This window comes from Streptomyces sp. NPDC060198 (genome assembly GCF_042728415.1).
Taxonomy (GTDB): domain Bacteria; phylum Actinomycetota; class Actinomycetes; order Streptomycetales; family Streptomycetaceae; genus Streptomyces.
Map to the genome: position 1 here is coordinate 1 of NZ_JBHWZJ010000089.1, position 22,921 is coordinate 22,921.

The 22,921-nt window shown below is 70.5% G+C and carries 28 protein-coding genes and 1 tRNA gene; 19 read left to right on the forward strand and 10 right to left on the reverse strand.

The annotated features are described in order from the left end of the window. Nucleotides 1–382: 382 nt before the first annotated feature. Nucleotides 383–898, reverse strand: coding sequence for a GNAT family N-acetyltransferase (locus ACFWEP_RS14115; RefSeq protein WP_387369837.1), 516 nt, complete (start codon nucleotides 896–898; stop codon nucleotides 383–385). Further along, a complete protein-coding gene (locus ACFWEP_RS14120) occupies nucleotides 895–1,677 on the reverse strand; it encodes a GntR family transcriptional regulator (RefSeq protein WP_387369839.1) in 783 nt (260 codons plus the stop codon). The genes ACFWEP_RS14115 and ACFWEP_RS14120 overlap by 4 nt, the downstream gene beginning before the upstream one ends. A gap of 135 nt (nucleotides 1,678–1,812) precedes the next feature. Here ACFWEP_RS14120 and ACFWEP_RS14125 point away from each other — a divergent pair, with 135 nt between their 5' ends. From ACFWEP_RS14125 to ACFWEP_RS14185, 13 genes are all read left to right on the forward strand, one after another. After that, nucleotides 1,813–2,142, forward strand: coding sequence for a hypothetical protein (locus ACFWEP_RS14125; RefSeq protein WP_387369841.1), 330 nt, complete (start codon nucleotides 1,813–1,815; stop codon nucleotides 2,140–2,142). Nucleotides 2,143–2,144: 2 nt separating this feature from the next. Further along, nucleotides 2,145–3,500, forward strand: a complete 1,356-nt coding sequence (locus ACFWEP_RS14130; RefSeq protein ID WP_387369843.1) for an FtsK/SpoIIIE domain-containing protein — start codon at nucleotides 2,145–2,147, stop codon at nucleotides 3,498–3,500. Between the two features lie 90 nt (nucleotides 3,501–3,590). After that, a complete protein-coding gene (locus ACFWEP_RS14135) occupies nucleotides 3,591–3,761 on the forward strand; it encodes a hypothetical protein (RefSeq protein ID WP_387369845.1) in 171 nt (56 codons plus the stop codon). Between the two features lie 82 nt (nucleotides 3,762–3,843). After that, the gene (locus ACFWEP_RS14140; protein ID WP_387369847.1) at nucleotides 3,844–4,518 is read left to right on the forward strand and encodes a DUF2637 domain-containing protein; all 675 of its coding nucleotides are present in this window, start codon (nucleotides 3,844–3,846) and stop codon (nucleotides 4,516–4,518) included. An 18-nt stretch (nucleotides 4,519–4,536) separates the two neighbouring features. Further along, entirely contained in the window at nucleotides 4,537–4,722 is a 186-nt protein-coding gene (locus ACFWEP_RS14145; protein WP_387369849.1) for a hypothetical protein, read from the forward strand. A 3-nt stretch (nucleotides 4,723–4,725) separates the two neighbouring features. Then, complete coding sequence (locus ACFWEP_RS14150; RefSeq protein WP_387369851.1) at nucleotides 4,726–4,914, forward strand: mobile element transfer protein; 189 nt, start codon at nucleotides 4,726–4,728, stop codon at nucleotides 4,912–4,914. Between the two features lie 13 nt (nucleotides 4,915–4,927). Beyond that, nucleotides 4,928–5,269, forward strand: coding sequence for a SpdD protein (locus tag ACFWEP_RS14155; protein ID WP_387369853.1), 342 nt, complete (start codon nucleotides 4,928–4,930; stop codon nucleotides 5,267–5,269). A 5-nt stretch (nucleotides 5,270–5,274) separates the two neighbouring features. Beyond that, nucleotides 5,275–5,835 carry a GGDEF domain-containing protein gene (locus ACFWEP_RS14160; RefSeq protein ID WP_387369855.1) on the forward strand — a complete coding sequence of 187 codons (561 nt, stop codon included), beginning with the start codon at nucleotides 5,275–5,277 and terminating at the stop codon, nucleotides 5,833–5,835. Between the two features lie 92 nt (nucleotides 5,836–5,927). Beyond that, nucleotides 5,928–6,110 (forward strand): hypothetical protein, encoded by a 183-nt coding sequence (locus ACFWEP_RS14165; protein WP_387369857.1) that lies wholly within the window; start codon nucleotides 5,928–5,930, stop codon nucleotides 6,108–6,110. Next, complete coding sequence (locus ACFWEP_RS14170; protein WP_387369892.1) at nucleotides 6,107–6,283, forward strand: hypothetical protein; 177 nt, start codon at nucleotides 6,107–6,109, stop codon at nucleotides 6,281–6,283. The genes ACFWEP_RS14165 and ACFWEP_RS14170 overlap by 4 nt, the downstream gene beginning before the upstream one ends. Next, nucleotides 6,280–7,689: a replication initiator protein RepSA gene (repSA, locus tag ACFWEP_RS14175; protein ID WP_387369859.1), complete on the forward strand. Its 1,410-nt coding sequence runs from the start codon at nucleotides 6,280–6,282 to the stop codon at nucleotides 7,687–7,689. The genes ACFWEP_RS14170 and repSA overlap by 4 nt, the downstream gene beginning before the upstream one ends. Continuing rightward, the gene (locus ACFWEP_RS14180; RefSeq protein ID WP_387369861.1) at nucleotides 7,686–7,874 is read left to right on the forward strand and encodes a helix-turn-helix domain-containing protein; all 189 of its coding nucleotides are present in this window, start codon (nucleotides 7,686–7,688) and stop codon (nucleotides 7,872–7,874) included. Before repSA ends, ACFWEP_RS14180 begins: the two co-directional genes overlap by 4 nt. Next, the gene (locus ACFWEP_RS14185; protein WP_387369863.1) at nucleotides 7,874–9,031 is read left to right on the forward strand and encodes a tyrosine-type recombinase/integrase; all 1,158 of its coding nucleotides are present in this window, start codon (nucleotides 7,874–7,876) and stop codon (nucleotides 9,029–9,031) included. The genes ACFWEP_RS14180 and ACFWEP_RS14185 overlap by 1 nt, the downstream gene beginning before the upstream one ends. Before the next feature lie 68 nt (nucleotides 9,032–9,099). On the opposite strand, the gene ACFWEP_RS14190 is transcribed toward ACFWEP_RS14185, so the two are convergent. Beyond that, nucleotides 9,100–9,174, reverse strand: a tRNA-Val gene (locus tag ACFWEP_RS14190). A 261-nt stretch (nucleotides 9,175–9,435) separates the two neighbouring features. Here ACFWEP_RS14190 and ACFWEP_RS14195 point away from each other — a divergent pair. From ACFWEP_RS14195 to ACFWEP_RS14215, 5 genes are all read left to right on the forward strand, one after another. After that, complete coding sequence (locus ACFWEP_RS14195; protein WP_387369865.1) at nucleotides 9,436–10,224, forward strand: DUF4097 family beta strand repeat-containing protein; 789 nt, start codon at nucleotides 9,436–9,438, stop codon at nucleotides 10,222–10,224. Between the two features lie 70 nt (nucleotides 10,225–10,294). Next, complete coding sequence (locus tag ACFWEP_RS14200; protein ID WP_387369867.1) at nucleotides 10,295–11,761, forward strand: hypothetical protein; 1,467 nt, start codon at nucleotides 10,295–10,297, stop codon at nucleotides 11,759–11,761. A gap of 165 nt (nucleotides 11,762–11,926) precedes the next feature. After that, nucleotides 11,927–12,367 (forward strand): hypothetical protein, encoded by a 441-nt coding sequence (locus ACFWEP_RS14205; protein ID WP_387369869.1) that lies wholly within the window; start codon nucleotides 11,927–11,929, stop codon nucleotides 12,365–12,367. Between the two features lie 345 nt (nucleotides 12,368–12,712). Further along, nucleotides 12,713–13,294 carry a DUF4383 domain-containing protein gene (locus ACFWEP_RS14210; protein ID WP_387369871.1) on the forward strand — a complete coding sequence of 194 codons (582 nt, stop codon included), beginning with the start codon at nucleotides 12,713–12,715 and terminating at the stop codon, nucleotides 13,292–13,294. A 43-nt stretch (nucleotides 13,295–13,337) separates the two neighbouring features. Next, nucleotides 13,338–13,556: a zinc ribbon domain-containing protein gene (locus ACFWEP_RS14215; protein WP_387369873.1), complete on the forward strand. Its 219-nt coding sequence runs from the start codon at nucleotides 13,338–13,340 to the stop codon at nucleotides 13,554–13,556. Nucleotides 13,557–13,647: 91 nt separating this feature from the next. On the opposite strand, the gene ACFWEP_RS14220 is transcribed toward ACFWEP_RS14215, so the two are convergent. The 4 genes from ACFWEP_RS14220 to ACFWEP_RS14235 all read right to left on the reverse strand — a co-directional run bounded on the left by ACFWEP_RS14220 (nucleotide 13,648) and on the right by ACFWEP_RS14235 (nucleotide 18,893). Further along, nucleotides 13,648–14,307 carry an O-methyltransferase gene (locus ACFWEP_RS14220; protein WP_387369875.1) on the reverse strand — a complete coding sequence of 220 codons (660 nt, stop codon included), beginning with the start codon at nucleotides 14,305–14,307 and terminating at the stop codon, nucleotides 13,648–13,650. 86 nt (nucleotides 14,308–14,393) lie between these two features. After that, entirely contained in the window at nucleotides 14,394–15,191 is a 798-nt protein-coding gene (locus tag ACFWEP_RS14225; protein WP_387369889.1) for an HAD family hydrolase, read from the reverse strand. Nucleotides 15,192–15,217: 26 nt separating this feature from the next. Next, a complete protein-coding gene (locus tag ACFWEP_RS14230; protein WP_387369877.1) occupies nucleotides 15,218–17,689 on the reverse strand; it encodes a phosphoribosyltransferase in 2,472 nt (823 codons plus the stop codon). A gap of 40 nt (nucleotides 17,690–17,729) precedes the next feature. Then, the gene (locus ACFWEP_RS14235; protein WP_387369879.1) at nucleotides 17,730–18,893 is read right to left on the reverse strand and encodes an HpcH/HpaI aldolase/citrate lyase family protein; all 1,164 of its coding nucleotides are present in this window, start codon (nucleotides 18,891–18,893) and stop codon (nucleotides 17,730–17,732) included. Between the two features lie 210 nt (nucleotides 18,894–19,103). Here ACFWEP_RS14235 and ACFWEP_RS14240 point away from each other — a divergent pair, with 210 nt between their 5' ends. Then, complete coding sequence (locus ACFWEP_RS14240) at nucleotides 19,104–20,015, forward strand: TerD family protein (RefSeq protein ID WP_387369881.1); 912 nt, start codon at nucleotides 19,104–19,106, stop codon at nucleotides 20,013–20,015. Between the two features lie 4 nt (nucleotides 20,016–20,019). Here ACFWEP_RS14240 and ACFWEP_RS14245 read toward each other — a convergent pair whose 3' ends face one another. From ACFWEP_RS14245 to ACFWEP_RS14255, 3 genes are all read right to left on the reverse strand, one after another. Further along, nucleotides 20,020–20,751 (reverse strand): Tellurium resistance, encoded by a 732-nt coding sequence (locus ACFWEP_RS14245; RefSeq protein WP_387369883.1) that lies wholly within the window; start codon nucleotides 20,749–20,751, stop codon nucleotides 20,020–20,022. A 201-nt stretch (nucleotides 20,752–20,952) separates the two neighbouring features. Continuing rightward, nucleotides 20,953–22,101: a DUF475 domain-containing protein gene (locus tag ACFWEP_RS14250; RefSeq protein WP_387369885.1), complete on the reverse strand. Its 1,149-nt coding sequence runs from the start codon at nucleotides 22,099–22,101 to the stop codon at nucleotides 20,953–20,955. Nucleotides 22,102–22,169: 68 nt separating this feature from the next. Next, entirely contained in the window at nucleotides 22,170–22,745 is a 576-nt protein-coding gene (locus ACFWEP_RS14255; RefSeq protein WP_387369887.1) for a TerD family protein, read from the reverse strand. Nucleotides 22,746–22,921 lie beyond the last annotated feature (176 nt).

Genomic DNA, 22,921 nt, shown 5'->3' on the forward strand with positions numbered 1-22,921 from the left:
GTCGTGGTTCAGGGCGTCAAGGTGGAGCGCGCCACTGTACGAACGACCTTGACGCCCTGGGCCGCGACTGCTCGGCTCTGCCTGGGTCGAAGGTGGTCGGGATGGGAGCCACCACGACGCTCACCACGCACCGGCCGGCACCCGCGAACGGCGCCCCCTCCCCCCGGTGCCGGAGCGCCCCCGCCGGAGGCATGTCTTGAAGCCGCGGGCTCCGGTCTCGGCTCATCCCCTCCCGCCCTACCCGCCGTGGGCGCGCGTCGGCGGCGGCGCGCCGAGCGGGCCGAAGGCAGGAGCGCGGGCGCGGCCAGAGCCGGGAGCGCGCCCGGCGGAGCGGAGCGCAGCCGGGAGCCTTGATGAGGTAGAGAAACCTGTAACAGCTCGGTCAATCGGCGGGGGCAACGTAGCAAACGGCCGGGATGGTCTCGCTGGCGCCGAAGTGGTGAACGGTCTCGCCGATCTTGTGCCAGCCGAGACGTTCGTACAGGCGGATGGCGGCCACATCCTTCGCCATGACGTCGAGCACAAGGCGGAGCTGGTGCGCTCGCGCATAGGTCACAGCCGCGTTCACGAGCCGCTCGCCAACGGCTTGCTTCCTCACCGCCTTCACCACGAAAAGTCTTGCAAGCACCCCCACATGGGAGCCGTCGTCGTCGTTCTGCCTCATCCACATCTCGGCAGCCTCGCCCTGGGGCTTCATCACCGCCACGTGGCCCACGATCGCACTTCCGCTCTCCGCGACCCATGCGGTCAAGACGTCCTTCGACGTAATCCACGCCTCCGGGTCCCTGACCCCCTCCACCGGATATCCGTCCGTGTCGTGAACCTCCACCAGCGCGGCTGCGGCGCCCGCAAGGTCTTCGACAGTGAACGACCGGACGGTTACGGCCTCCATGGTCATGTCTCCTGCTCGACGGGGAGGTCGTAGAGCAAGCCGGTTTGGTCGGCGCGGTGGACGTATCGCGAGACCTCAAACGGCGTTCCGACTTGATCCAGGCTGGTGTGCAGCACTTCCAAGACCGGTACGCCGGGCAATAGTTCCAGGATTTCGGCTTCTTCCGGAGTCGGCATCCGCGCGCTGATCTCGTCACGCACTCGGGTCATGACATGCCCGAGGTCCTCCAGCCTGCCGTAGATCCCGTCCTTACCGGTCTTGGCCTGCATGAGCAGCGTGCCTTGCGCTTCGTCCCACCGAAGGAACGTGGAGACGATCTGCACGGGCTCGTCATCTGCGAAGTAGTGGTTCTCGCGGTGGACGACGCTCTCTTCGTCCGCAGGTACTCGCAGGCGCTCTGCGACGTCTGCCGGCGGCCTCTCCCGGGCGATCGACGGAACCTCGATCCTCGCCACCTTGCCCTGACGCTTCGCCTCCAGGCGGAACGGGGTCAGTCCTGTCTCGCGGTTCTTCAATGAGTAGCGGTCGCTGCCGAATCGGAAGAGGCGCTGCGGCGTTCGGACGAACACGCCACTGCCGTGCCTGGCCGTGACCAGTCCTTGTTCTGCGAGCAGCCGAATGGCCTCACGTGCGGTGTTGCGCGCCGCTCCGTGCTGCTCTGCAAGCGCACGTTCGGAAGGCAGCTTGGCGCCGCTGGGAAGTTCTCCGGATTCGATCTGGCGGCGTAGGTACTCGGCGATGCGCCTGCTGGGCGGCTGTTGAGCCGGGGCGCCGGACGGGGTCATGAGACCACCTTAGCAACTGGCTCAAGCCAGATGGTTGACCTGGAGCGGGCGGGCATGCTCAACTGGCTTAAGCCAGTAAGTGGCTCAAGCCAGTTGGGCGCGCTTACCTCTGCGCCCTCGTCTGAGGAGAACCTCATGCCGTCGTTCAAGATCGATGTTTCGACCGCTGTCGTGTTCGTGGCGACGCCCCCGACGCCGAAGCTCGTGTCCAAGCAGACCGGTGAGATCGCGATGGACCGGGAGACCGGTGCCCCGCTCGCAACGGTGGGCCTGCTGATCTCGGACGAGGGGGAGGGGAACCTCTACCAGGTGACCGTCCCGAGCACGGGGGTCCCGGAGAACCTGACCCCGGGCACGATGGTCACGGTCATCGGGCTCAAGGCCCGGGACTGGGAGAACACGTTCAACGGCCAGACCCGCCACGGCATCAGCTTCCGCGCGGTCGCCATCACGGCCGGGGTCTGATCATGACGGACGTGTCCACGGTGATCGAAGCGGCCGGAGCCTTATCCGCCGCCGGCGGTCTCGGCTACGCGAAGGTCCGCGCTCCCCGCGTGTACTGGTCGCTGGTCGGTCTGCCGGTCGCCCGGGTCCGGTTCGCCGCCACGTACCACTCGACGATGGACGTGTGCGGGCTGACGGTACAGCCGTCCCGCCTGCGGGCGTTCATGGTCCGCAACGTGGCCCGCCGCCCGGATGTGCAGCCGGTCCCGCCGAAGGTGCGCAAGGTCCGCGCCTCGTCCACCGGTATGCGCGCCACCCTCCGCCTGCCCGCCGGACTGGAACCCGCGGACGTCGCCGCCGCATCCGAACGGCTGCGCCACGCCTGGGGCGTTCACTCGGTGCACGTGGTGGAGACGAAGCCCGGATTCGTGGAACTGCGGATGACCGGGTACGACGTGCTGTGGCGGGTGAAGATGCCCCGCCGGCTCCCCCGCTCGTTGCGGTCGGGTCCGCTGGTCGTGCCGGTCGCGGTCCGGGAGGACGGAACCCCCTTCGTCCGCGACTACAAGAAGGTCCCACACAGTCTGACGCTGGGCGCGAACCAGTCGGGCAAGTCGATGTTCCAGCGCAACCTGATCACCGGTCTCGCCAAGCTCCCCGTGGGCCTGGTCGGGATCGACTGCAAGCGCGGCGTCGAACAGCGCGGCTACGCACCCCGCCTCTCCGCCCTCGCGGTGACCCCGGACGAAGCGGCTGAACTCCTGGAAGCCCTCGTTCGGGAGATGGAAGCCCGCTTCGACACCCTGAGCGCGCACGGGGTCTCGGACCTGTGGGACCTGCCCGTCAAGGTCCGGCCGGTGCCGCTGGTCGTCCTGGTGGACGAGGTCGCCGAACTCTTCCTGACCGCCGCGAAGAAGGACGAAGAGCGCCGGGACCGGATGGTCATGCACCTGGTCCGGCTCGCGCAGATGGCCCGTGCGGTCGGCATCTACCTGGAAATCTGCGGACAGCGGTTCGGCTCCGAGTTGGGCAAGGGTGCCACGATGCTCCGCGCCCAGCTCACCGGCCGCGTGGTCCACCGGGTCAACGACAAGCAGACCGCGGACATGGGGCTTGGCGACATCGCCCCGGACGCCGTGGCCGCGGTGACGATGATCCCGCCGGACCGTCCCGGGGTTGCCGTGGCTGGCGATGCCTCCGGCGGCTGGTCCCGCATCCGCACCCCCGCCATGACCCCCGCCGAAGCGGTTGCCACCTGCCGCGAGTACGCACACCTCACCCCGCTCATCCCCGCGCTCGCCGCGTTCCGCCCGGCCGTCGTCCCCACCGCCCCCGGCGTCCCGGCTCCGCTGGGCGCCCCGGTGCCGGTCGCCGAGTAGCACCCCTCCCTCCTGCTTCGCCGGTTGGCGTGACCGTCTTCGCGCCGGGTCCCTACCCCTCCCATGCCTGAACCCGAAAGGCCCCTTGTCATGGCCAAACGGACCACCCCGCCGAAGACCACCCCCGCCCCGTGCCAGCCCTGCGGCGGCACCGGAAACGTGTCGATCACGGTGCGCGTCGGCCGCAAGCGGCGCACGGTCGGCCAGCAGGACGGGCTCTGCCTCAACTGCTTTGGCACCGGCACCGACCCCAACGCCTGACCCCCTCGCGCTCCGGGTGCCGGGCGGTGAACACCACATCCCGCCCGGCCCCCGGCCCAACCTCCCGAAAGGAGGTGAACCGATGCCCCGCAAACTCCGCCCCGACGCCGTACTGATCCAAGCGTTCATCGCCGGAGCCCTGTCCTTCTCTCACCTGCACGACCTCGCCTCGGCGGCCGGACAAGACGGCTGGAAAGCCTGGGCCTACCCGATCAGCGTGGACCTGCTCCTTGTCGCCGCCTGGCGCCGCATGCGGACCACCACCGACAACCGCCCGGCGTGGGTCTGGTTCGTCATCGCCCTGACCGCGTCCCTCGGCGCGAACATCGCCACCGCCGGCCTCCTCGACCTCGGACAGGTCCCGGCCTGGCTCCGCATCCTCGTCGCCGGCTGGCCCGCCCTCGCCTTCCTCGGCGGAACCCTCCTCGCCCACACCCCCACCACCCCCGAACCGGCACCCACGACCCCGGCCGCATCCCTGGACGCTCCGGAATCCGAGCCGGTCCCGGATGCCCTCGACGTCACGGTGGAACGGGTCGGGGAACCGGCCCCGGAACTTCCCCCGGCCCCGGCCCCGGCTCCGGTCCCGGCCTCGGTGCCTGCGGTGTCGGTTCCGCCGGCCCTGCTCGACCACGCCAAAAAGGTCGCCGACAGCCACCGCGCCTCGACCGGCGACCGCATCGACCTGGCCACGCTCCGCCTGCGCCTCGGCGTCCCCGCACCGCTCGCCGACGCCATCAACGCCCAACTCACCTGATCAGAAGGGACAAAGCTCATGGCCCTGCTCAACTTCAGCCGCCCGGCGGACTACCTCGACGCCGCCCGCGAGATGGCCGACTCCGGCCGCCCCACCCTTGCCCGGCTTCTCGCCGAGGAGGCTGCCGACCGCACCACCGACCCGACCGAAGCCGCCCGCATCCGCACCGAGTTCACCGGCAACAGCCTCCGCCAGGAGGGCTGACCTATGCCGCGTCCGAACCGCTTCACCGACGTGATCCGTATCGGCCCCGTCCGGGTCGGCACGCACTACGACGGCCGGGGCCGCCCCAAGCACACCGCCGCTTGCACCGCCCCCGCCTGCAACTTCTCCGCCGACTACACCAGCCGCGCCGCCGCCGAACTCGCCGCCCGCACCCACCGCTGCACCATCTGAGAGGAGAAAGCCCATGTTCACCCCGAAGTACCCGACCCCCGATACCGCACCGACCCCGGACACCACCCTGGTCCGCCCGCTCACCGGCGTCGTCTACCCACCGGCGGCCTGCGACTGCCACCACAACCCCGCCACCGTCACCGCCGCCCCGGCCCCGGCGCCGGCCGCCCGCTCCGCGGTGCAGCTCACCCCCGGCGCCCTGGTCGTCGCGGTCGCCGGCGGCACGGCCGCGGTCCTCGTCGTCGGCGCGGTCCTCGTCTCGATGCTCCTCGCGGTCGCCATCACCGCCGGCTCCCTCGCCCTCCTCGCGGTCGTCCTGCGCCTCATGCTCAACGACTCCCGCAAGGGCCAGTGATTGACATGGACCTGATCAACATGGTGGCGGCGTTACCCGCCTTCGGCTGGGCCTTCCACAGCAGCGTCCTGACCCGCCGGCTGTCCGCCGCCCGCCGCGACCCGCTCACCGGACTCCACACCCGGGCCGGGTTCACCGCCCGCGCCGAACGCATCGTGACCCGTGCGCCCCGGGCCATGGCGTTCCTGGTGGACCTGAACGACTTCAAGGCCATCAACGACACCCACGGCCACCTCGCCGGCGACGCGGTCATCGCGGCCACCGCCGAACGCCTCACCCACTGGGCGGCCGGCAACGGCATCACCGCCCGGCTCGGAGGCGACGAATTCGCCGCCCTCCTCCCGGACTCGACCAACCACCCCGGCACCGCCGCACTGGACCACGCACTCCGGCAGCCGGTCATCTACCGCGGGCAGGTCATTCCCGTGTCCGCGTCGGTCGGCTTCTGCTTCGTCGCCGATCTGCCCGTACGGACCCTGACCGACGCGCTCGCCGCCGCCGACACCGCGATGTACGCGGCCAAGGGCCACGGCCGACGCAACAACACCCCACGCCCTCGCTCTTAACGGCCCCCGGGGCGGCCTCAACCGCCAAGTTTCCGCCGCCCCGGGAGCCCCACCCATCCCTGATCCAAAGGACCCGAAAGGGAAGACCCATCATGCCCGAGAACACCCGGCCCCGGCCCATCTGCGCCCACTGCGACGGCTTCCCCACCGTCGCGGTCACCACCGGCCAGACCACCGCCACCGGCGAGCGCCGCACCATCACCGCCGACTGCCCCGCCTGCCACGGCACCGGCCATACCACCCCCGCCCGCGCCTACACCCGCGTCGGGGCGTGAACACCATGGCCCTCCTCGACTGGTCCGACAAGAAGCACTTCGACGCCTCTGGCGACAAGCCCTGCGTGCTCTGCGACAAGCCCACCCCGCTCCGCTCCGACCGCGGCAAGCCCGTCCACAAGGTGTGCGCCGAGGAGTGGATCGACAACCACCCGCCCAAGGAGAACCGGTGACCAACCCCGCCACCGCGGCGGGCCTGGACCCGACCACTTTCGCCGACGTGCTGAGGGTGGCCGGGTCCCCCGGCTTCGACCGCCTCACCGAACAACTCCGCCGCACCGGAGGATGCGCCCAACCCGTCCACCTCACCGGCGCCACCAAAACCATCGACCGCACCACCGGCACCCTGCTCCACCACTACACGACCGACAACGAACCCGGCGGACGGCTCCGGATCGCCTGCGGCAACCGCCGCGCCTCCCGCTGCCCCGCCTGCGCCTGGACCTACGCCGGCGACACCTACCACCTCATCCGCGCCGGCCTCACCGGCGACCCCGCCAAAGGCACCCCAGTCACGGTCCGCGAACACCCCCGCGTCTTCGCCACCCTCACCGCCCCGTCGTTCGGCCCGGTCCACAACCGTCCCGGGAACCGGCCCTGCCGCTGCGGCACCCGCCACCCGGACGACGCCCCCGAACTCGGTACGCCCCTCGACCCGGCGACGTACGACTACGCCGGCGCGGTGCTGTGGAACAACCACGCCTCCGACCTCTGGCGCTACTTCACGATCTACCTCCGCCGCGAAATCGCCCGCCGCGCCGGCCTCACCCAGAAAGCCGCCCGGGAGCAATCCCGGCTGTCCTTCGGGAAGGTCGCCGAGTACCAAAAGCGCGGAGCGGTCCACTTCCACGCCGTGATCCGCTTCGACGGACCCGACGGCCCGGACACACCCCCGCCCGCCTGGGCCACCCACACCCTCCTTGACGACGCGATCCGCGCCGCCGCCGACCGGGTCGAACTCACCGTCCCCGCCCGTGAGGAAGCCGGCTTCCCTGGCTGGGTCCTGCGCTGGGGCACCCAACTCGACGTCCAGCCCATCGCCGCCTTCGGCAACGGCGAAGACCTCACCGAACAAGCCGTCGCCTCCTACGTCGCCAAGTACGCCACCAAGGCAGCCGAGACGACCGGGACCGTCGATCACCGCATCGGCAACAAGGAAGCCCTGATCCTCCTTGACGTCCCCGAGCATCCCCGCCGGCTGATCGAAGCGTGCCTTGACCTCCACCACGCCTACCCGGACCGCAAGCTCTGCGACTGGGCCCACATGCTCGGCTTCCGCGGTCACTTCTCCACCAAGTCCCGGGCGTACTCCACCACCCTCGGAGCACTCCGCCAGGTCCGCGCCGACTACCGCGCCCACCAGCAACGCGAAGCCCTCGGCCTCCCGGACCCCCACGACCACCCCGAAGCCACCACGCTCACCCTCGCCCACTGGGCCTACGCCGGCCACGGCCACACCCCCGGCGAATCCTGGCTCGCCGCCAACATCCACCGCGACATCCAACACAACCGCGACACCGCCCGCGAACACCGCGCCGAACTCATGGACCAACTCGCCCTGGAAGGAACCGACGCATGACCACCGCCACCGCCGAACTCCTCACCGTGCCCGAGGTCATGGCTCGGTTGAAGCTCGGGCGCTCCACCGTCTACGACCTGATCCGCTCCCGTCGGCTGGTCTCCATCACCATCGGCCGGTCGCGGCGCATCCCCGCCGACGCAGTGCGGGACTTCATCGTCAACGAGGTCGAGGAAGCCGCCTGATGCCTCCCCAGCGCAAGCGCAACCCCAACGGCGCCGGCACCATCACCAAGCGCAAGGACGGCCGCTATCAAGCCGCGGTCTACGTCCTCCAGCCGGACGGCACCCGCGCCCGCAAGTTTGCCTACGGCAAGACGTGGGCCGAGTGCGACACCAAGCGCCGTGAACTGCTCGCCAAGGTAGACCAAGGAGTGCCCGTGCCTACGAGGTCGGCCAAGCTTTCCGAGTGGCTGCCGTACTGGCTGGAGAACATCGTGAAGCCGCGCCGCAAGAGGACGACCTACGCCAAGTACGAGACGCACCTACGCCTCTACCTCGTGCCCATGCTCGGCTCGAAGCGGCTCGAATCGTTGAGCGTGGCGGATGTTCGGCGCTTCCTCGTCCGTCTGGAACAGCAGACCACCGCAGCGACCGCCAAGGAATCACACCGTGTCCTGCGTACCGCGCTGACGGCGGCCTGCCGGGAAGAACTCGTCACGCGGAACGTGGCGACCCTCGTAGAGCCGCCCTCGGCCAAAGCGCGAGACCTCTCCCCCTGGTCGCTGGACGAGACCCTGTCCTTCCTCACCGCGGCCCGGAAGGACCCGCTCTACGCGGCCTTCGTCCTTGCCATCGCGCTCGGCTTCCGCCGCGGTGAAGTCGTCGGCCTTCGGTGGGAAAACGTGGACCTCGACAAGCGGGAGATCCGGGTCCGCACTCAGCGGCAGCGTGTCCGCGGTGAGGCGTACGAAGACGATCCCAAAGGGCGCCGCAGGAGGCAGACACTTCCCCTCCCCGCCCTGTGCGTCGCTCCGCTCCGCTGGGAACGGCTACGGCAAGCTGCTCGGCGTGAAGCCGCAGGTGATCGGTGGGAGGACACGGGCTACGTCTTCACCACACGGACCGGCCGGCCGATCGAACCCCGCAACCTGTACCGCTCGTTCACCCGTGTTGCCGCGACCGCTGGACTTCGAGTGATCCGCCTGCACGATGCCCGCCACGGCTGCGCGACGCTACTGACTGCGGCCGGCGTACCGCCCCGCGTCGTGATGGAGATCCTCGGGCACAGTCAGATCGCGGTCACGATGAACATCTACGCTCACGTCGTCCAGGACACGCAGCGCGAGGCCGTGAGCCACCTCGACCGCATGCTGAAGCGGCAGCGTCCCGACCGTGGGTGACCGCCCTCGTTGATGTCAGATGTAGATGTCAAAGGCCCCCAACCATGATCGGTTGGGGGCCTTCGTACTGGTGGGCGCGGACGGTTTCGAACCGCCGACATCTGCTTTGTAAGAGCAGCGCTCTACCCCTGAGCTACGCACCCGTGGATGAAGGAACAGCGTACATGGCGTCCGGACCGGGTTCGTACTCCGTTTCGCCTCAGCCGCGGGCACCCACGCGCGGGACGCCGCAGAACGCGGAGGCGGAGCCCGAACGCCGGGCCGGATACGGGGGCTACCCCTACCCCGGAGCCGGTGGGCGGCCTCATCGTGGGTGACGGCCGGGCTGCATAACGTGAAGGTGGCCGGGGGAACTGCCCCGGTGAGCACCTCACCGCACCGCGCACATCTGGGGGACCGATCCCGTGGACACCACCACCAGCACGCCGCACACCCGCCGACGCACCGCCCTCCTCGCCTCCGCCGGGGCGCTCGTCGTCGCCGTGGCCGTCAGCGGTTGCGGGAGTACGGACGTGGACGGGGCGCCCGTCGAGCACAAGTCGTTCGCGCTCCGGGGGAAGACCCTGACGATCGACTCGTCGAACACCTCGCTGGAACTCGTACCGGCCGACGTGGACGAGGTGGAGGTGGAGCGGCAGACGGACGGCTGGGTGGTGTTCGGGTCGGGGCCCGATCCGGTCTGGAAGATGGAGGACGGCACCCTCACGCTGAAGGTGAAGTGCACGGGAGTGGTCAACAACTGCTCCGGCCGTCACCGGGTGAAGGTGCCGCGCGGGGTGGCTGTGAGGGCGTCGGGGGACAACGGCAAGGTGACCGCGTCCGGGTTCGACACCCGGCTGGAGCTGTCCTCCGACAACGGCGCGGTGGTGGTACGGGATGCCGGGGGCGAGCTGAAGTTGTCGAGCGACAACGGTTCGATCGACGCCAAGGGCCTTTCGGGCCCGTCCGCGGTGATCGGCTCGGACAACGGGTCGATCCGGCTCGGGTTCGACGCGGCACCGGATCTGCTGGACGTGGACACGGACAACGGCGGCACCCACATCGAGCTGCCCGGCGGAGGCAACGCGTACGCCGTGGACGCGCAGGCGCACAACGGGAACGTCTCCGTCGACGTGCCGCGCAATGACCTCAGCCCGCACGTGGTGAAGATCCGCAGCGACAACGGGGAAGTCAGCGTCCGAACCGCGAACTAACCGGCCCGGGTATTCGTCATGACTGGTGGGAGAATGGATCGGGCACAGGCGGACGGCACGGGAGAGGCATGTGACGGCGACAGACGCGCGGCCGCAGTCGAGGGCGCGAGCCGGTGGGCGCCCGACCGTCGCCGTCCCGGCCTTTCCGGAGCCGGACCTCGCGAACCCGCACGCGGCACGCCGTTCCGCCGGGAAGCCGCGCCGGGTCGGCCCGGCCCTCCGGGACGTCATCGCCCTGGTGCTGCTGCCCGTGCCGCTGCTCGCCGCCGCGCTGCCCGCCGCGTTCGCCGGTGGCGGTACGCGCCGCTGGTTCGGCGGGCGGGACGGGAGCAGCCGGCGGGCGGACGCCCAAGCGGCGAAGGATGCCGCCGCCGAGGCGTTCTACGAGCTGGACAGCGCGCAGCGCGATCTCGAGATCTCGATCGAGACCATCACGGCCGTGGACGGTTCCCCGCGCGCCCGGCAGGCCGTGGAGGAGTTCGCGGCACTGGGGCGCCGGATCGACGAGGTGAGCCACGCCTACATCACCGCGGTCGACGCGCACGACCTGGACCGGGACGATCTGGAGCCGTCCGTCGCGGCCCGGGCGACGACCGAACTGACCCGGGCCAAGGACGATCTCGTACGGGTCAGGGGCGAGCTCGACCGGTACGCGCAAGGCCTCGGCCCTCTCCTCGGCAGCGCCGAGACGCAGCTCGCCCGGCTCGCTCCGGCGGTGGAGCGAGCGCGGCAGGGACTGATCGGGGCCACCGGCGCGCTGGACGGGGTACGGGCCTCCGGAATGAAGGCGGACGACCTCGCGACACGGCTCGCCGCCCTGGCCCCCGAGCTGACCAAGCTCAACCAGGGCGCGGGTCGACACGGGGTGGCCGAGACGCTGCAACGGGCCGATTCCGTGCTCCGCGAGGCGGAGGCCATACGTACCGAGGCCGAGCGGCTGCCGGAGCGGGCCGCCGAGATCGACCGCAGGCTGGTGTCGCTGCGTACCCGCGCGCAGGCCCTGACCACCCGGGCGGGCGGTGTGGAGCCGATCCTCAGCGAGTTGCGGCGGCGCTTCTCGGAGGAGTGCTGGCACGACCTCCAGCACGTTCCGGAGCAGGCGGCGGAGGATGTCCGCCGGGCCGAGGAGAAGCTCGCCGAGGCCGCCGAGGCGCGCAGGGAGCAGCGCTGGGCCGACGCCACCGCCCGGCTCGGCACGGTCCGCGCGCTGCTCAACCACGCGGACGAGGCGGTGTCGGCGGCCGGGGAGCGACTGCGGCTGCTGGACGCGGTGGCGAAGGACCCGAAGGACGAGATCCAGCGGACCCGGTTCGCCGTCCGTGACGCCCAGCGGCTCGCCATGGCGGGCCGTAACACGCCCGATCCGCGTCACGCCGGGCCGCTCGACAACGCGGTGGCCAGGCTGGACCGTGCGATCGCGGCCCTCGACGTCCGCCACCCCGACTACTGGCACTTCCTGACCGAGGCGGAGGCCGTCCGGCAGACCGCGGCCCAGGTGGTCTCCACCATCCGCGAAGGGCTCGGCTCCGGTAGCTGAACCATCGGTCGCCGACGGAATGCCTCCACCGGGGAGCCGGAACACCTGGGAGCCGGAACACCTGGGAGCCGGGGAGCCGGAACACCCAGAGGCAGGAACGACGGGGCGCTCGGGCGCCGGGGCCCTGATGCGGGGGACGGCGGCCGGGCAGGCTACTTTGCGGGGATGAGTCTCCTTGATGATGTGGCCGAGCGCGACGGCTGGCGATGCTGGGTGTGCGACGAACCGGTCGACCCCGACATGTCGGTGAACGATCTGCGGGGGCCCAGCGTGGACAGCCGGACCGCCGACCGGAAGGCGAAGGTCGCCGAGCGGCTCGCACACCGCGGGTGCAACTCCCGCAAGGGTGCGGTCAAGGTCGTCATCGCCTGGCCCGACCACCTGTACGTGGCCGAGCCCGCGCCGCTGATCGCCGTCGCCGAGAGGCTGGAGCGCAAGGGCGGGCGCGAGATGGTGGGGCGCTGTCCGAACGAGCGGGACGCCCAGGAGGCTGCGGACTGGCTGGTGGACCGGTTCTCCCGGCTGGTGCCGGGGCTGCCGGTGACGGCGGACGTCCGGGCGGGTGGCGGCCAGTTCCTCGTCGCCCTGGCCGCCGGCCGCCGTTGACCGGAGAGCGCGGGCGCACCGGCGCGTCGGGCTGAGCCGCGCAGAGGTCACGGGCGCACGATCGCGGGCGCACCGGCGCGCCGGGCTGACTGCGCAAAGGTCACGGACGCACGATCGCGGGCGCACCGGAGCGTCGGGCCGGCCCCGGCGCGCCCGGGCCTCGCCGACTCGTACACCCGAGGGACGCGGCCCCGGAGCCCCGCCCCGCTCCGCCAGGACTTGTCCCGTTCGCCCCCCGGGCCGATGCTGGAAGTGATCCGTGCGCCGGTGCGAACCTCCGGAGAGGGCTGGTACGAACCTCCGTGGAGGCCCGTGCGTCGGCGCGTACCTCCCGAGGAGGTCGCCATGAGGACCGAGCAGGCCGAACACGTGAAGGCCAAGCCCCTGCATGCCCGTCTCAACGAGGAGCTGCCCGTCGACCACCGACTCAGTCAGGTCTACCGGATCGGCGCCGGACTGATGGGGCTCGTGCTCCTGGTCTTCGGCATCCTCGGTCTGATCGACAAGATCGGCTTCTTCGACACCGGTGGCGACACCGTCGCAGGTCTCAACACCAACGGCGCGCTGAGCATCCTCTCCATCTGCGTGGGGGTGCTGCTCCTCGGCGGCATGGTGGTGGGCGGCAACAAGGCGTCCACGCTCAACATGACGGTCGGTGTCCTCTTCATCGCCAGCGGTTTCGTGAATCTGGCCCTGCTGGACACTGGGCTCAACTTCCTCGCGTTCGAGATGCAGAACGTGCTGTTCAGCTTCATCGTCGGGCTGATGCTGATGTTCTTCGGGATGTACGGCAGGGTCAGCGGCGGACTTCCGCACGACAACCCGTACTGGCGGGCCCGCCACCCCGAGGAGGCCGCCCGCGAGGACCGCGCCCGCTCCGACCGGCCCCGGATGATGCCGGGCTCCCGCCCCCAGCCGCACGCGTGAGGAGACGGCCCCGACTGCGGGTCCGCCGCTCTACTCTTGCTCCATGCCTCGTTACGAGTACCGCTGCCGCACCTGCTCGGACACCTTCGAGCTCAGCCGTCCGATGGCCGAGTCCTCCGATCCCGCCGCGTGCCCCGTCGGCCACGACGACACCGTCAAGCTGCTCTCCGCCGTCGCCGTGGGCGGCGCCTCGGGTTCCGCGCCCGCCCCGGCGGGCGGCGGCGGAGGGGGCGGCTGCTGCGGCGGGGGCTGCTGCGGCTGAACGGCCCCGGCGCGGGCGGTAGGACGCGGAACGGGCGCCCCGGGGCCGTGGCCTCGGGGCACCCCGCGGATGCTGTCGCCTCAGCGGGCACTCACAGCTTGCGCGAGAGCGTCAGTCCGTCCGCGACCGTGAGCAGGACGCTGTCCATCCGGCGGTCGGCGAGCACGTGGTCGTTGAACTCCCGGATGGCTGCCGCTCCCCCGGTGGCGTGCGGTTCCACGACCCCGCCGTGGAAGAGCGTGTTGTCGGTGGCGATCATGCCGCCGGGCCGCAATCGGGGCACCAGCTCCTCCCAGTACGCGATGTAGCCGCCCTTGTCCGCGTCCAGGTAGGCGAAGTCGATGTGCGGCTCCTCGGGCAGGGCGCGCAAGGTGTCGAGCGCCGGCGCGATGCGCAGGTCGATGCGGTCCGCGACTCCCGCCTTCTCCCAGGCGGCCCTGCCGTACGCGGTCCACTCCTCCGAGACGTCGCAGGCGATCAGGCGCCCGCCCGGTGCCAGCGCCCGGGCCATGGACAGGGCACCGAAGCCGGTGAAGGTACCGACCTCCACCACGAGCCGGGCTGCGGTCAGCCGGACCAGGAAGGCGAGCAGCGGGCCCTGTTCCTCGGCCGACTGCATGCCCGCGCTGTCCGGCAGTTCGGCGTACGTGGTCGCGACGAGCTCCTGCTGGACGGGGTCCAGCGGCGGGTTGTGCGCGAGTACGTACGCGTACAGCTCGTCCGTCATCCGGGTTTCGTTGCCCTTGGTCATCGTGCGCAGCTCCTGGCTGTCGGTGCGGCGTGGTGCCGTTCGGGTTCAGCCTGCCCAAGGGGCCGCTGATCGCCCAAGACCTCTCGTCAGCCGCGTGCCGCCGCCAGGAACCTGCGCAGGATCTCCTCCCCGGCGAGGACGCCCTGCTCCTGGAGGGCGACGACCCCGCCGGTGTGCCAGCCGGTGTCGGCGAGTTCGCCGTGGCCGGGGCGCCAGGCGAGGTCGGTGCTGAGCAGCAGGTCGGCGTCGAGGAGGGAGTCGCCCGCGGAGAGGGTGAGGCCGGCGCCGGCGCGGCGGGCGACCTCGCGGACGGCCGCGCTCTTGGTGAGTGGCCTGGGTACCGCGTAGATCTTGCGGCCCTGGAGGGAGACGGTCCAGCCGCGTGGGCCGGCCCAGTCGACGAGTTCCTCCACCCAGCCGTCGGGGAGCAGGGAGCGTTCGACGACGAGGTAGGCGAACAGGTCCTCGGCGACCCGGTCCTTCAGCAGCCAGGCGGGTTCGGAGACGGCGGCGAGGTGCGCGCGGACCTCGGCGAGCGGGGCGCACTCGCCGGCGATGCGGTTGAGGACTCCCGCGTGCCAGTCGGGGTCGGACTCGCCGTCCACGAGGATGTGCCCGCCGTTGGCGACCACCGCGTAGGCGGGCGCCGGTCCGGGGAGGCTGATGCGGTGGTACTGCTCGCGGGTGCGGGTGGTGGTCGGCACGAAGACCGTGGTGCGGCCCAGCTCTTCCAGCAGGGCGGCGGCCGTCTCGGTGACGTAGGAGAGCGGTTTGCTGCCGTACGTCTCGACGCAGAGCAGCCGGGGCGCGTCGGCGTCCGGCATGGTGAGCTGGAGGGCGTTGGTGGAGTAGATGAGGGTGCGGTCGAGATCGCTGGCGACCATCGCCACGGGGTTCGTCCCCGGTGAGGTCACTGTTCCGTCACCGCCTTGCCGTCGGCGCCCGTCGCACCCCGGGTGTACTTGGGGTGGATCAGTCCGACACAGCTGTACGGAAGTCCGTCGACCTCCTCGACGGGCACCCCGCGCTGCTCCGCGAGGAGCCGTACGTGGTCGAGGTCGGCGCCGGCGCGGCGGTCGGCGAGGATCTTCCAGGGGACCCGTCGGAGCAGCACGCGGGTGGTCTCGCCGACCCCGGGCTTGACGAGGTTGACGTCGTTGATGCCGTACTCCTCGCTGATGCGCTCGACGGCCGCCCAGCCTTCCCAGGTGGGGGCGCGGTCGGCGGCGAGCAGGGCCTTGGCCTCCTCGGCCACCTCGTCGGCGACCTCGTCGAAACGGGCGGCGACGGTGTCCAGGAAGTCGAGGGAGACGTCCGAACCGGCCAGTTCCCGGTAGAACTTGGCGCCGTGGAAGTCGTCCGGGCCGACCAGGTCGGCGCGGAGTACCGTGCGTGAGATCAGGCCGGACACCGTGGAGTTGAGGCAGGCGGAGGGGATGAGGAAGTCCTCGCGGGTGCCGTAGGTGCGGACGCAGCCGCCGGGGTCCGCGAGGACGGCGATCTCGGGGTTGAATCCCTCGAACTCCGCGAGGGCGGAGGCGAGTTCGCGGGTGATGGCACCCTTGCCGGTCCAGCCGTCGACGAAGACGACGTCGGCGGGGTCGTGGTGTGCGGCCAGCCAGCGCAGGGCGTTGGCGTCGATGCCCCGGCCGCGCACGATGGAGACGGCGTAGTGCGGCAGGTCGAGTCCGTGGCGGTGCTGGGCCCACCGCCGCATCAGGACTCCGACGGGGGTACCGGCCCGGGCGAGCGAGACGAGGACGGGGCGGGGGCCGCGTTCGGCGAGGACCGTCTCGGTGACGGTGCCGACCGCGCGGGCGATGCGGGCGGCGGAGGTTTCCAGGGCGGCCTGGAAGAGCGCCTGGTAGGCGGGGCTGGGCTGGTACTCCACGGGGAGCGATTCGGCGTAGTGCGCGCCACCGCTCTGTATCGCCTCCTCGCGTTCCTCCGTGGGGGCCTCCAGCTCGGTGTCCGAGAGGTCCTGGAGCAGCCAGCCGACGTCCTCGGCGGCGTACGAGGAGAATGCGGGGCCTCTGAGGGGCTCGGGCAGCATCGTGAATTCCTGCCGTTCGGGAGTGTACGAGGGGATGACCGCGAGGAGCACCCGGCCGGCGTGAGCGGCGAGGCGGGCCAACAGCCCTTCGGGGGCGTGGAGTGCGGGTGTGTCGGCGTGCGAGTCGACCACCGCGACGACGGCGTCGAAGCCGGCTCCGGCGACGTTGTAGGTGTACCGGTCGCCCGGGCCGTCCGCCGGGGTGTCGTGGGCCGGGAAGACCAGCCTGCTGCGTATCGCGTAGCCGGGGTCGTCGACGGCGAGGACGGGTGAGCGGGTGGTGGTGGAGTAGCGGACTTCGGCGTCGGTCAGCTGTTCCAGGGCGGTGCCGAGGCGCAGCGGGGCGTACATGAGCTCTTCGAAGCCGAGGACGAGTACGCGGCGAGGGCCGTCGGGGCCGCCCGCTCCTTCGGCGGCGGGTCCGTCCCGCAGGGCCGCGGCGATCCGGGCGGCCATGTCCGGGAGCGCGCGTTCCAGGGTGGCGCGGTGGGCTGGGGTGAAGCCGTGCCGGCCGCCGTCCGGGAGGCCCTCGGGCCAGCCGAGGTCGACGCGGGTGACCCGGGCGGTCCCCGCGGCCCCTGTGGCCCCTATGGCCCCTGTGGCCCCTGTGGCCTCCTTCGTCTCCTTCGCCTCCTGCTCGGCTACGAGGGCCTGCCCCCGCTCCAGTACCCCTTCGGGCAGCACGACCGTGCCGGAGCCGCGGGCTATCAGGTCGACACGGGCGCCGATCTCCGCGGCGAACTCCGCGAGCCGCCCCCGGTCCGCGGGCGAGCGCATGTCGGCGAGGGCCACGATGACGTACCGCTCGCGGGGGTAGAGGTCGTGGAGCGCGCGGATGGTGTTGAGGACGGTGTTGCCGGTGGAGAACTCGTCGTCGACGAGTACCAGCGTCCCGGGGCCCGCGAGCAGCGCCGGGTCCTCCGGGAGCAGCAGGTGGGAGGTGGCGTGGGAGTGGGATTCCTCGAAGCCGCCGGCCCGGACCACGCCCGGGACCGGGCGACGGGTGGAGTGGAGGTAGGGCGCCGAGCCGATGCCGTCGGCGACCGAATGGCCGAGTCCGGTGGCGGTCTCGGCGTATCCGAGGACGATCGCCCGGCCGGCCTCGGGTCCGAGCAGTTCACGCACCCGGTGGCCGAGCTCGACCCCGGCGCCGTGGACGACGGACGGGAGCTGCGGTACGTGCTTGCCGAGGACGTGGGAGACCAGCAGATGGGCCCGCCGGGGGTTGTGCCGCAGGGCGAGCCCCAGCATGTCCCTGATCTCACCGTCGCCGGTGAGAGCGACTCCCAGCCGCTCGGCCACCCAGCTGCCCGACCACACCACGTCCATCGTCTCTCTCTCCGTCGCCCGCCCGCTCATCGGTACGCGCTCACTTCGCCCCGGCCGCGGCCAGCAGGTCCACGAAGCCGATGTCCTCGCGTGCGACGCCGAAGACCTCGGCGCGCAGGAGAGTGCGTTCGGCCCACGCCCGGTGCGGTTTCACTTCATTCATCTTGTTCGTATACGCGGAGCGCAGCACTCCGCCGGCGTCGCGCTCGGGACGCAGAATGTCCTGGGCGTCGCTGAATTCCTCGTGGCTGACGACGGAGAGCGCGTGCACGGGGTCCACGTGCGAGGGGTGGATGCAGGTTTTGCCGAGGAGGCCGTTGGCCCGGTCGAGTTCGATCTCCCGGAGCAGCCCGTCCAGGTCGTGCTCGATGAGCGCGGTGCGCAGTTTCTCCGCCCGGCCCTCCTGGAAGGGGCTGCGGCGCAGCTGCGGCTTGAACATGCGTTCCTGGTTGCGGAAGTACTCCCAGACGGGGCCGGTGATGGTGAATCCGGTGCCGTCCGCGCGTCCGAGGACGTTGACGACGTCGGAGATGACGGCGCTGACGATCTGCACGTCGTACGCGGTCATGTCGGAGGATCTCCGCAGCCCGTAGGCGGAGCAGAAGTCGGTGACTCCGAGCCGCAGCGCGAGAATGTGCTCACGGTGGGTTCCGACGACACGCGCGATTCCCTGGAGCGTTTCGGTACGGGTTTCCAGGTGGAGGAGTTCCGGCGATTCGAGCACCGGCATGGCGAAGAGCCGCTGACCGGATGCCGATTCCGCGCGGGTCAGTGCCGCAAGGAAGAGCTCTCCGCGGCGTTCGGTGAATTTCGGCAGTACGAAGCCGGAGAGCAGCCGGACCGAGGCGCCGAGGCGGTGCACCAGGTCGGTGATCTGTTCCGGCTCACGCACGCGGACGAAGAGGAGCGGAATGGCCGCGTCCCGGTCGGCGAGGTCGGCGAACTGCTTGACCAGGTTCCTCTCCGCGCCTTCCACTTCGGTGTCGGCGATCGAGTCCTCCAGGCAGAGGACCATCGAGATCACGCCGCGCGCGGCTTGTTTCACGACGTCGTCCGCGAGCCGGGGACGGGTGGCCGGGGCGTAGAGCGTGGCGCCCAGTGCCGCCGAGAGCACGCGGGCGGGAGCGCTCGCGTCGAATTCGCATGGCTCCTGGAAGAACAGTCCCTGCCGGGCAGCAGGCGTGATGTGCCCGAAATGACGCATGATTTTCCCCCGTACCGCCTGATCGATCGAACAACGCATGGCCGGTAATAGTACGTATGGACGGGTGTCCGCAGTTCCCCGCATATGTGAACTTCGGGTAACTCGCCCGTGTCGGAGGGCTCCGGCACGGTAAGGTGCTCCAGCTCAGCTCTACCCCCGGATACCGGTTTACGGCCCCCGCGTTGTCCGGGGGAGCCGCCAACAGGCAGGATGACGGGCATGACGCAAGGGATGCTGAAGGGTTCGAACGTCCCCCTCGATGCCGCGGCCGTACGGGCCGTGCTGCGCTGGACTCCTGGGGCCGGGGTTCCGGACGTGGACGCCTCCGCCCTGCTGCTGGGCGCCTCGGGGCGGGTGCGCATCGACGAGGACTTCGTCTTCTACAACCAGCCCCGGCATCCCTCCGGCCATGTGCGACGCCTGCCCAAGCGCACCGTCGCCGACGGGCTGACCGACACGGTCGAGGCGGATCTGGCGGCGCTGGACCCCTCGGTGGACCAGGTGGTGATCGCCGCCTCCTCGGACGGCGCGAGCTTCGGGAGCGTCCACGACCTGCGGATATCGCTGTACGACGCAACGGCCGCGGACGGCGCCCCGCTGGCCGTGTTCGAGATCCGGCCCGAGACCGGTGAGGAGACCGCCATCATCTGCGGCGAGCTCTACCGGCGCGGGGACGGCTGGAAGTTCCGTGCGGTCGGCCAGGGCTATCCGACCGGGCTGATCGGGCTCGCGACGGCCTTCGGCATCTCGGTGGACGACGGGGACCCGCAGTCGGCCGAGCAGCCGGAGCCGGACGGCGAGCGGGAGAGCGCGGCGGCTCCCGGCCGCCCCGCTCCGGAGCACGCCGGAGACCTCACGGTCCCCCAGCAGCAGCCCGGGTACGGCTACCCGCAGCCCGCCGCAGCTCCGCCGGTGCGTGAGGGCGGGTACGGCTACCCGCAGCCCGCCACCGCCGCACCGGCCTACGGCTACCCGCAGCCCGCCTCCGCCGGGTACGGCTACCCGCAGCCCGCGACGAGCGCGCCCGCGTACGGGTATCCGCAGCCCGCGGCGGCCGCCGCGCCCGCACCGGACCCGCATTTCGTCCTGCCGCCGCAGGGCCCGCAGTTCGTCCGGTCCTGAGCGGTCAGGCACGCGACTTGTAGCCGCGGCCCCACTGCATGCCGAAGCCGTAGAGCCGGTCGAGTTCGGACTGGAATCCGTAGACGAACTTGACCTCTCGGCGCACGATCAGCTCCTCCTTGACGTTCTCCACGGTGAACACGGCGCAGGAGCGGGCCTGCGGCGCGCGTTCGTCCAGTTCGATCTCGATCCGCGGGCCGTTGCCCGGGTAGAGCGTGACCATCGCGTGGGTACGGTCGAACGCCGGCGTCTGGTCGTAGATGTAGACGAAGAACAGCAGGCGTCTGATCTTGTCGCGGTGGTCCATGTTGACGTAGACCGTCTCCCCCGAGGGCGCGCCGAAGCGGTCGTCCCCGCTGAGCCGGATGTACGGCGGGTCGTTCAGGTCCCCGACGAGATTGCCGAGGGGCTGCACCACACCCTTGGTGCCGTCCATGAGCTCGTACATGCACCCGAGGTCGAGGTCGACGTTGACCATGCCCTGGGTGTGGGCCTGCACGACCTCCGGCTGGAAGAGCTTCAGCGGGTTCCGCAGCAGGCTGCCTCCCGAGCGGCCCTCGATGTCGGAGCTCCGCATCCGCCAGGAGAGGTTGACCCGGAGGTTTCCGGTGAGCGCTCCCTGTTTGTTCAGCGAGACCGTGGCGTTGCGCCGTGAGAGCTGAATCGAGTTCGTCGCCGCGCTGCCCGACTCGAACTGCGCCGTGCGTGCCGGCCACAGGCCGTCGAAGAAGCCCATCCCCCACCCCCACCTAACTGTCTGCGCGTCCTCGCGGGCCGGTGCTCCGGTCCTTCTTCGCGCGTCCCGCACGTCACTGCGGGGCGGCCGGCGGACCGGCCCGGATCTCCGGAGCCGTACCGCGCGGACCACCCCGCAGAGAGCGTTCCCTCATTCCTTACCGGGTCACACACCCGACAGAGGAGACTTCTGGCCAGAACTTCAGCGGACTCCGCCGTCGCCGGCGTCGACCAGCGGGCTGCCGCCCTCCTCGCCGACCGCGGCGATTTTCTTGTTGCGCCGGACCGACGACCAGAACGACCAGGCGATCAGCACCACGCCGACCAGGCCGGTGATGATCTCGTTGATCTCGTACTGGATGGTCACGAGGAGGATGACCGAGAGGGCGCCGATCGCGTAGTGGGCGCCGTGCTCCAGGTAGACGTAGTCGTCCAGGGTGCCCTGGCGGACCAGGTAGACCGTGAGCGAACGGACGTACATGGCGCCGATGCCGAGGCCGAGGGCCATCAGCACGATCTCGTTGGTGATGGCGAAGGCGCCGATGACGCCGTCGAACGAGAAGGACGCGTCCAGGACCTCCAGGTAGAGGAACATGAAGAACGCGGCCTTGCCGGCCAGCACGACCGGAGCGAGGTTCTTGCCGCTCTTCTTGGCCTCTTCCTCGGCCTCGTGCTCGCGCTCCTCCTCTTCTTCGAGCTTGTTCTCGAAGAAGCCGGAGAGGCCGCCGACGACGAGGTACGTGATCAGGCCGGCGACACCCGCGAGCAGCACCGTGGACGTCTTGTCGGCGTGCACGCCACCGTGCTGGTGGGCGTGGGTCGCGACGGTCAGGGCGGCGACGAGCAGGACGATCAGCGCGACGCAGACCGACAGCATGTCGACCTTGCCGAGCTTGGAGAGCGGGCGCTCGATCCACCGGAGCCACTGGATGTCCCGGTCCTCGAAGATGAAGTCGAGGAAGATCATGAGCAGGAACATGCCGCCGAAGGCCGCGATCGACGGGTGGGCGTCGGTGACCAGCTGCTGGTACCGGTCGGGGTCGTTGAACGAGAGGTCGACGGCCTCGATCGGACCGAGTTTGGCGCTGATCGCCACGATCACGACGGGGAAGACCAGTCGCATACCGAAGACGGCGATGAGCACACCGATCGTGAGGAAGATCTTCTGCCAGAAGGCATTCATCTTCTTCAGGATTCCGGCGTTGATCACCGCGTTGTCGAAGGACAGCGAGATCTCCAGGACCGTCAGGATCGCGACGACGCCGAGAGCCTGCCACCCCCCGTAGAACACCGCTGCGACCAGGCCGAGCGCGGTAACCGCGAACGACCAGCCGAAGGTTTTCAGAAGCACTGGCTACCCCATCGTGTATGTAACGGGTCTCCCCCGTAGTGCGGGGCTCCCCCGCGCCGAGCGCGGCTTTACGAAACGTTGACCCCGAAGTCTAGAGCGATGCCCCGCAGTCCTGACGCGTACCCCTGTCCCACCGCACGGAACTTCCATTCGCCGTTGTAGCGGTAGAGCTCGCCGAAGATCATCGCCGTCTCGGACGAGGCGTCCTCGCTGAGGTCGTAGCGGGCGAGCTCCTGGCCGTCGGCCTGGTTCACGACCCGGATGAAGGCGTTGCTGACCTGGCCGAAAGCCTGCCCGCGATTGTCCGCGTCATGGATCGAGACGGGAAAGACGATCTTGTCGCAGTGCGGGGGCACCTGATCGAGGTGGACGACGACGGACTCGTCGTCACCTTCACCCTCGCCGGTGAGGTTGTCCCCGGTGTGTTCGACGGAGCCGTCGGGGCTGGTGAGGTTGTTGTAGAACACGAACCACTCGTCCCCGAGCACCCGCCCCGACTGGCACAGCAGCGCGCTGGCGTCCAGGTCGAAATCGGCTCCGGTGGTGGATCGCGCGTCCCAGCCGAGGCCGATGAGCACCTGGGTGAGGTTGGGTGCGGCCTTGGAGAGGGAGACGTTGCCTCCCTTGGCGAGCGTGACGCCCATGATGTGTCCTCCCCGATTCGTTCTTCGTGTGTGCGGATCCGTTTTCGGTCCGTGCGGCACAGCATGCCCAGTGCGGGCGGTCCCGCACCGGGGATGCCCGGCAGGCCCTGCGGGGCGTGGAAGCCCGCGCGCCCGGCACCGGCGGGCAAAGCACGCCCGGCGCCGCACGAGAGGTG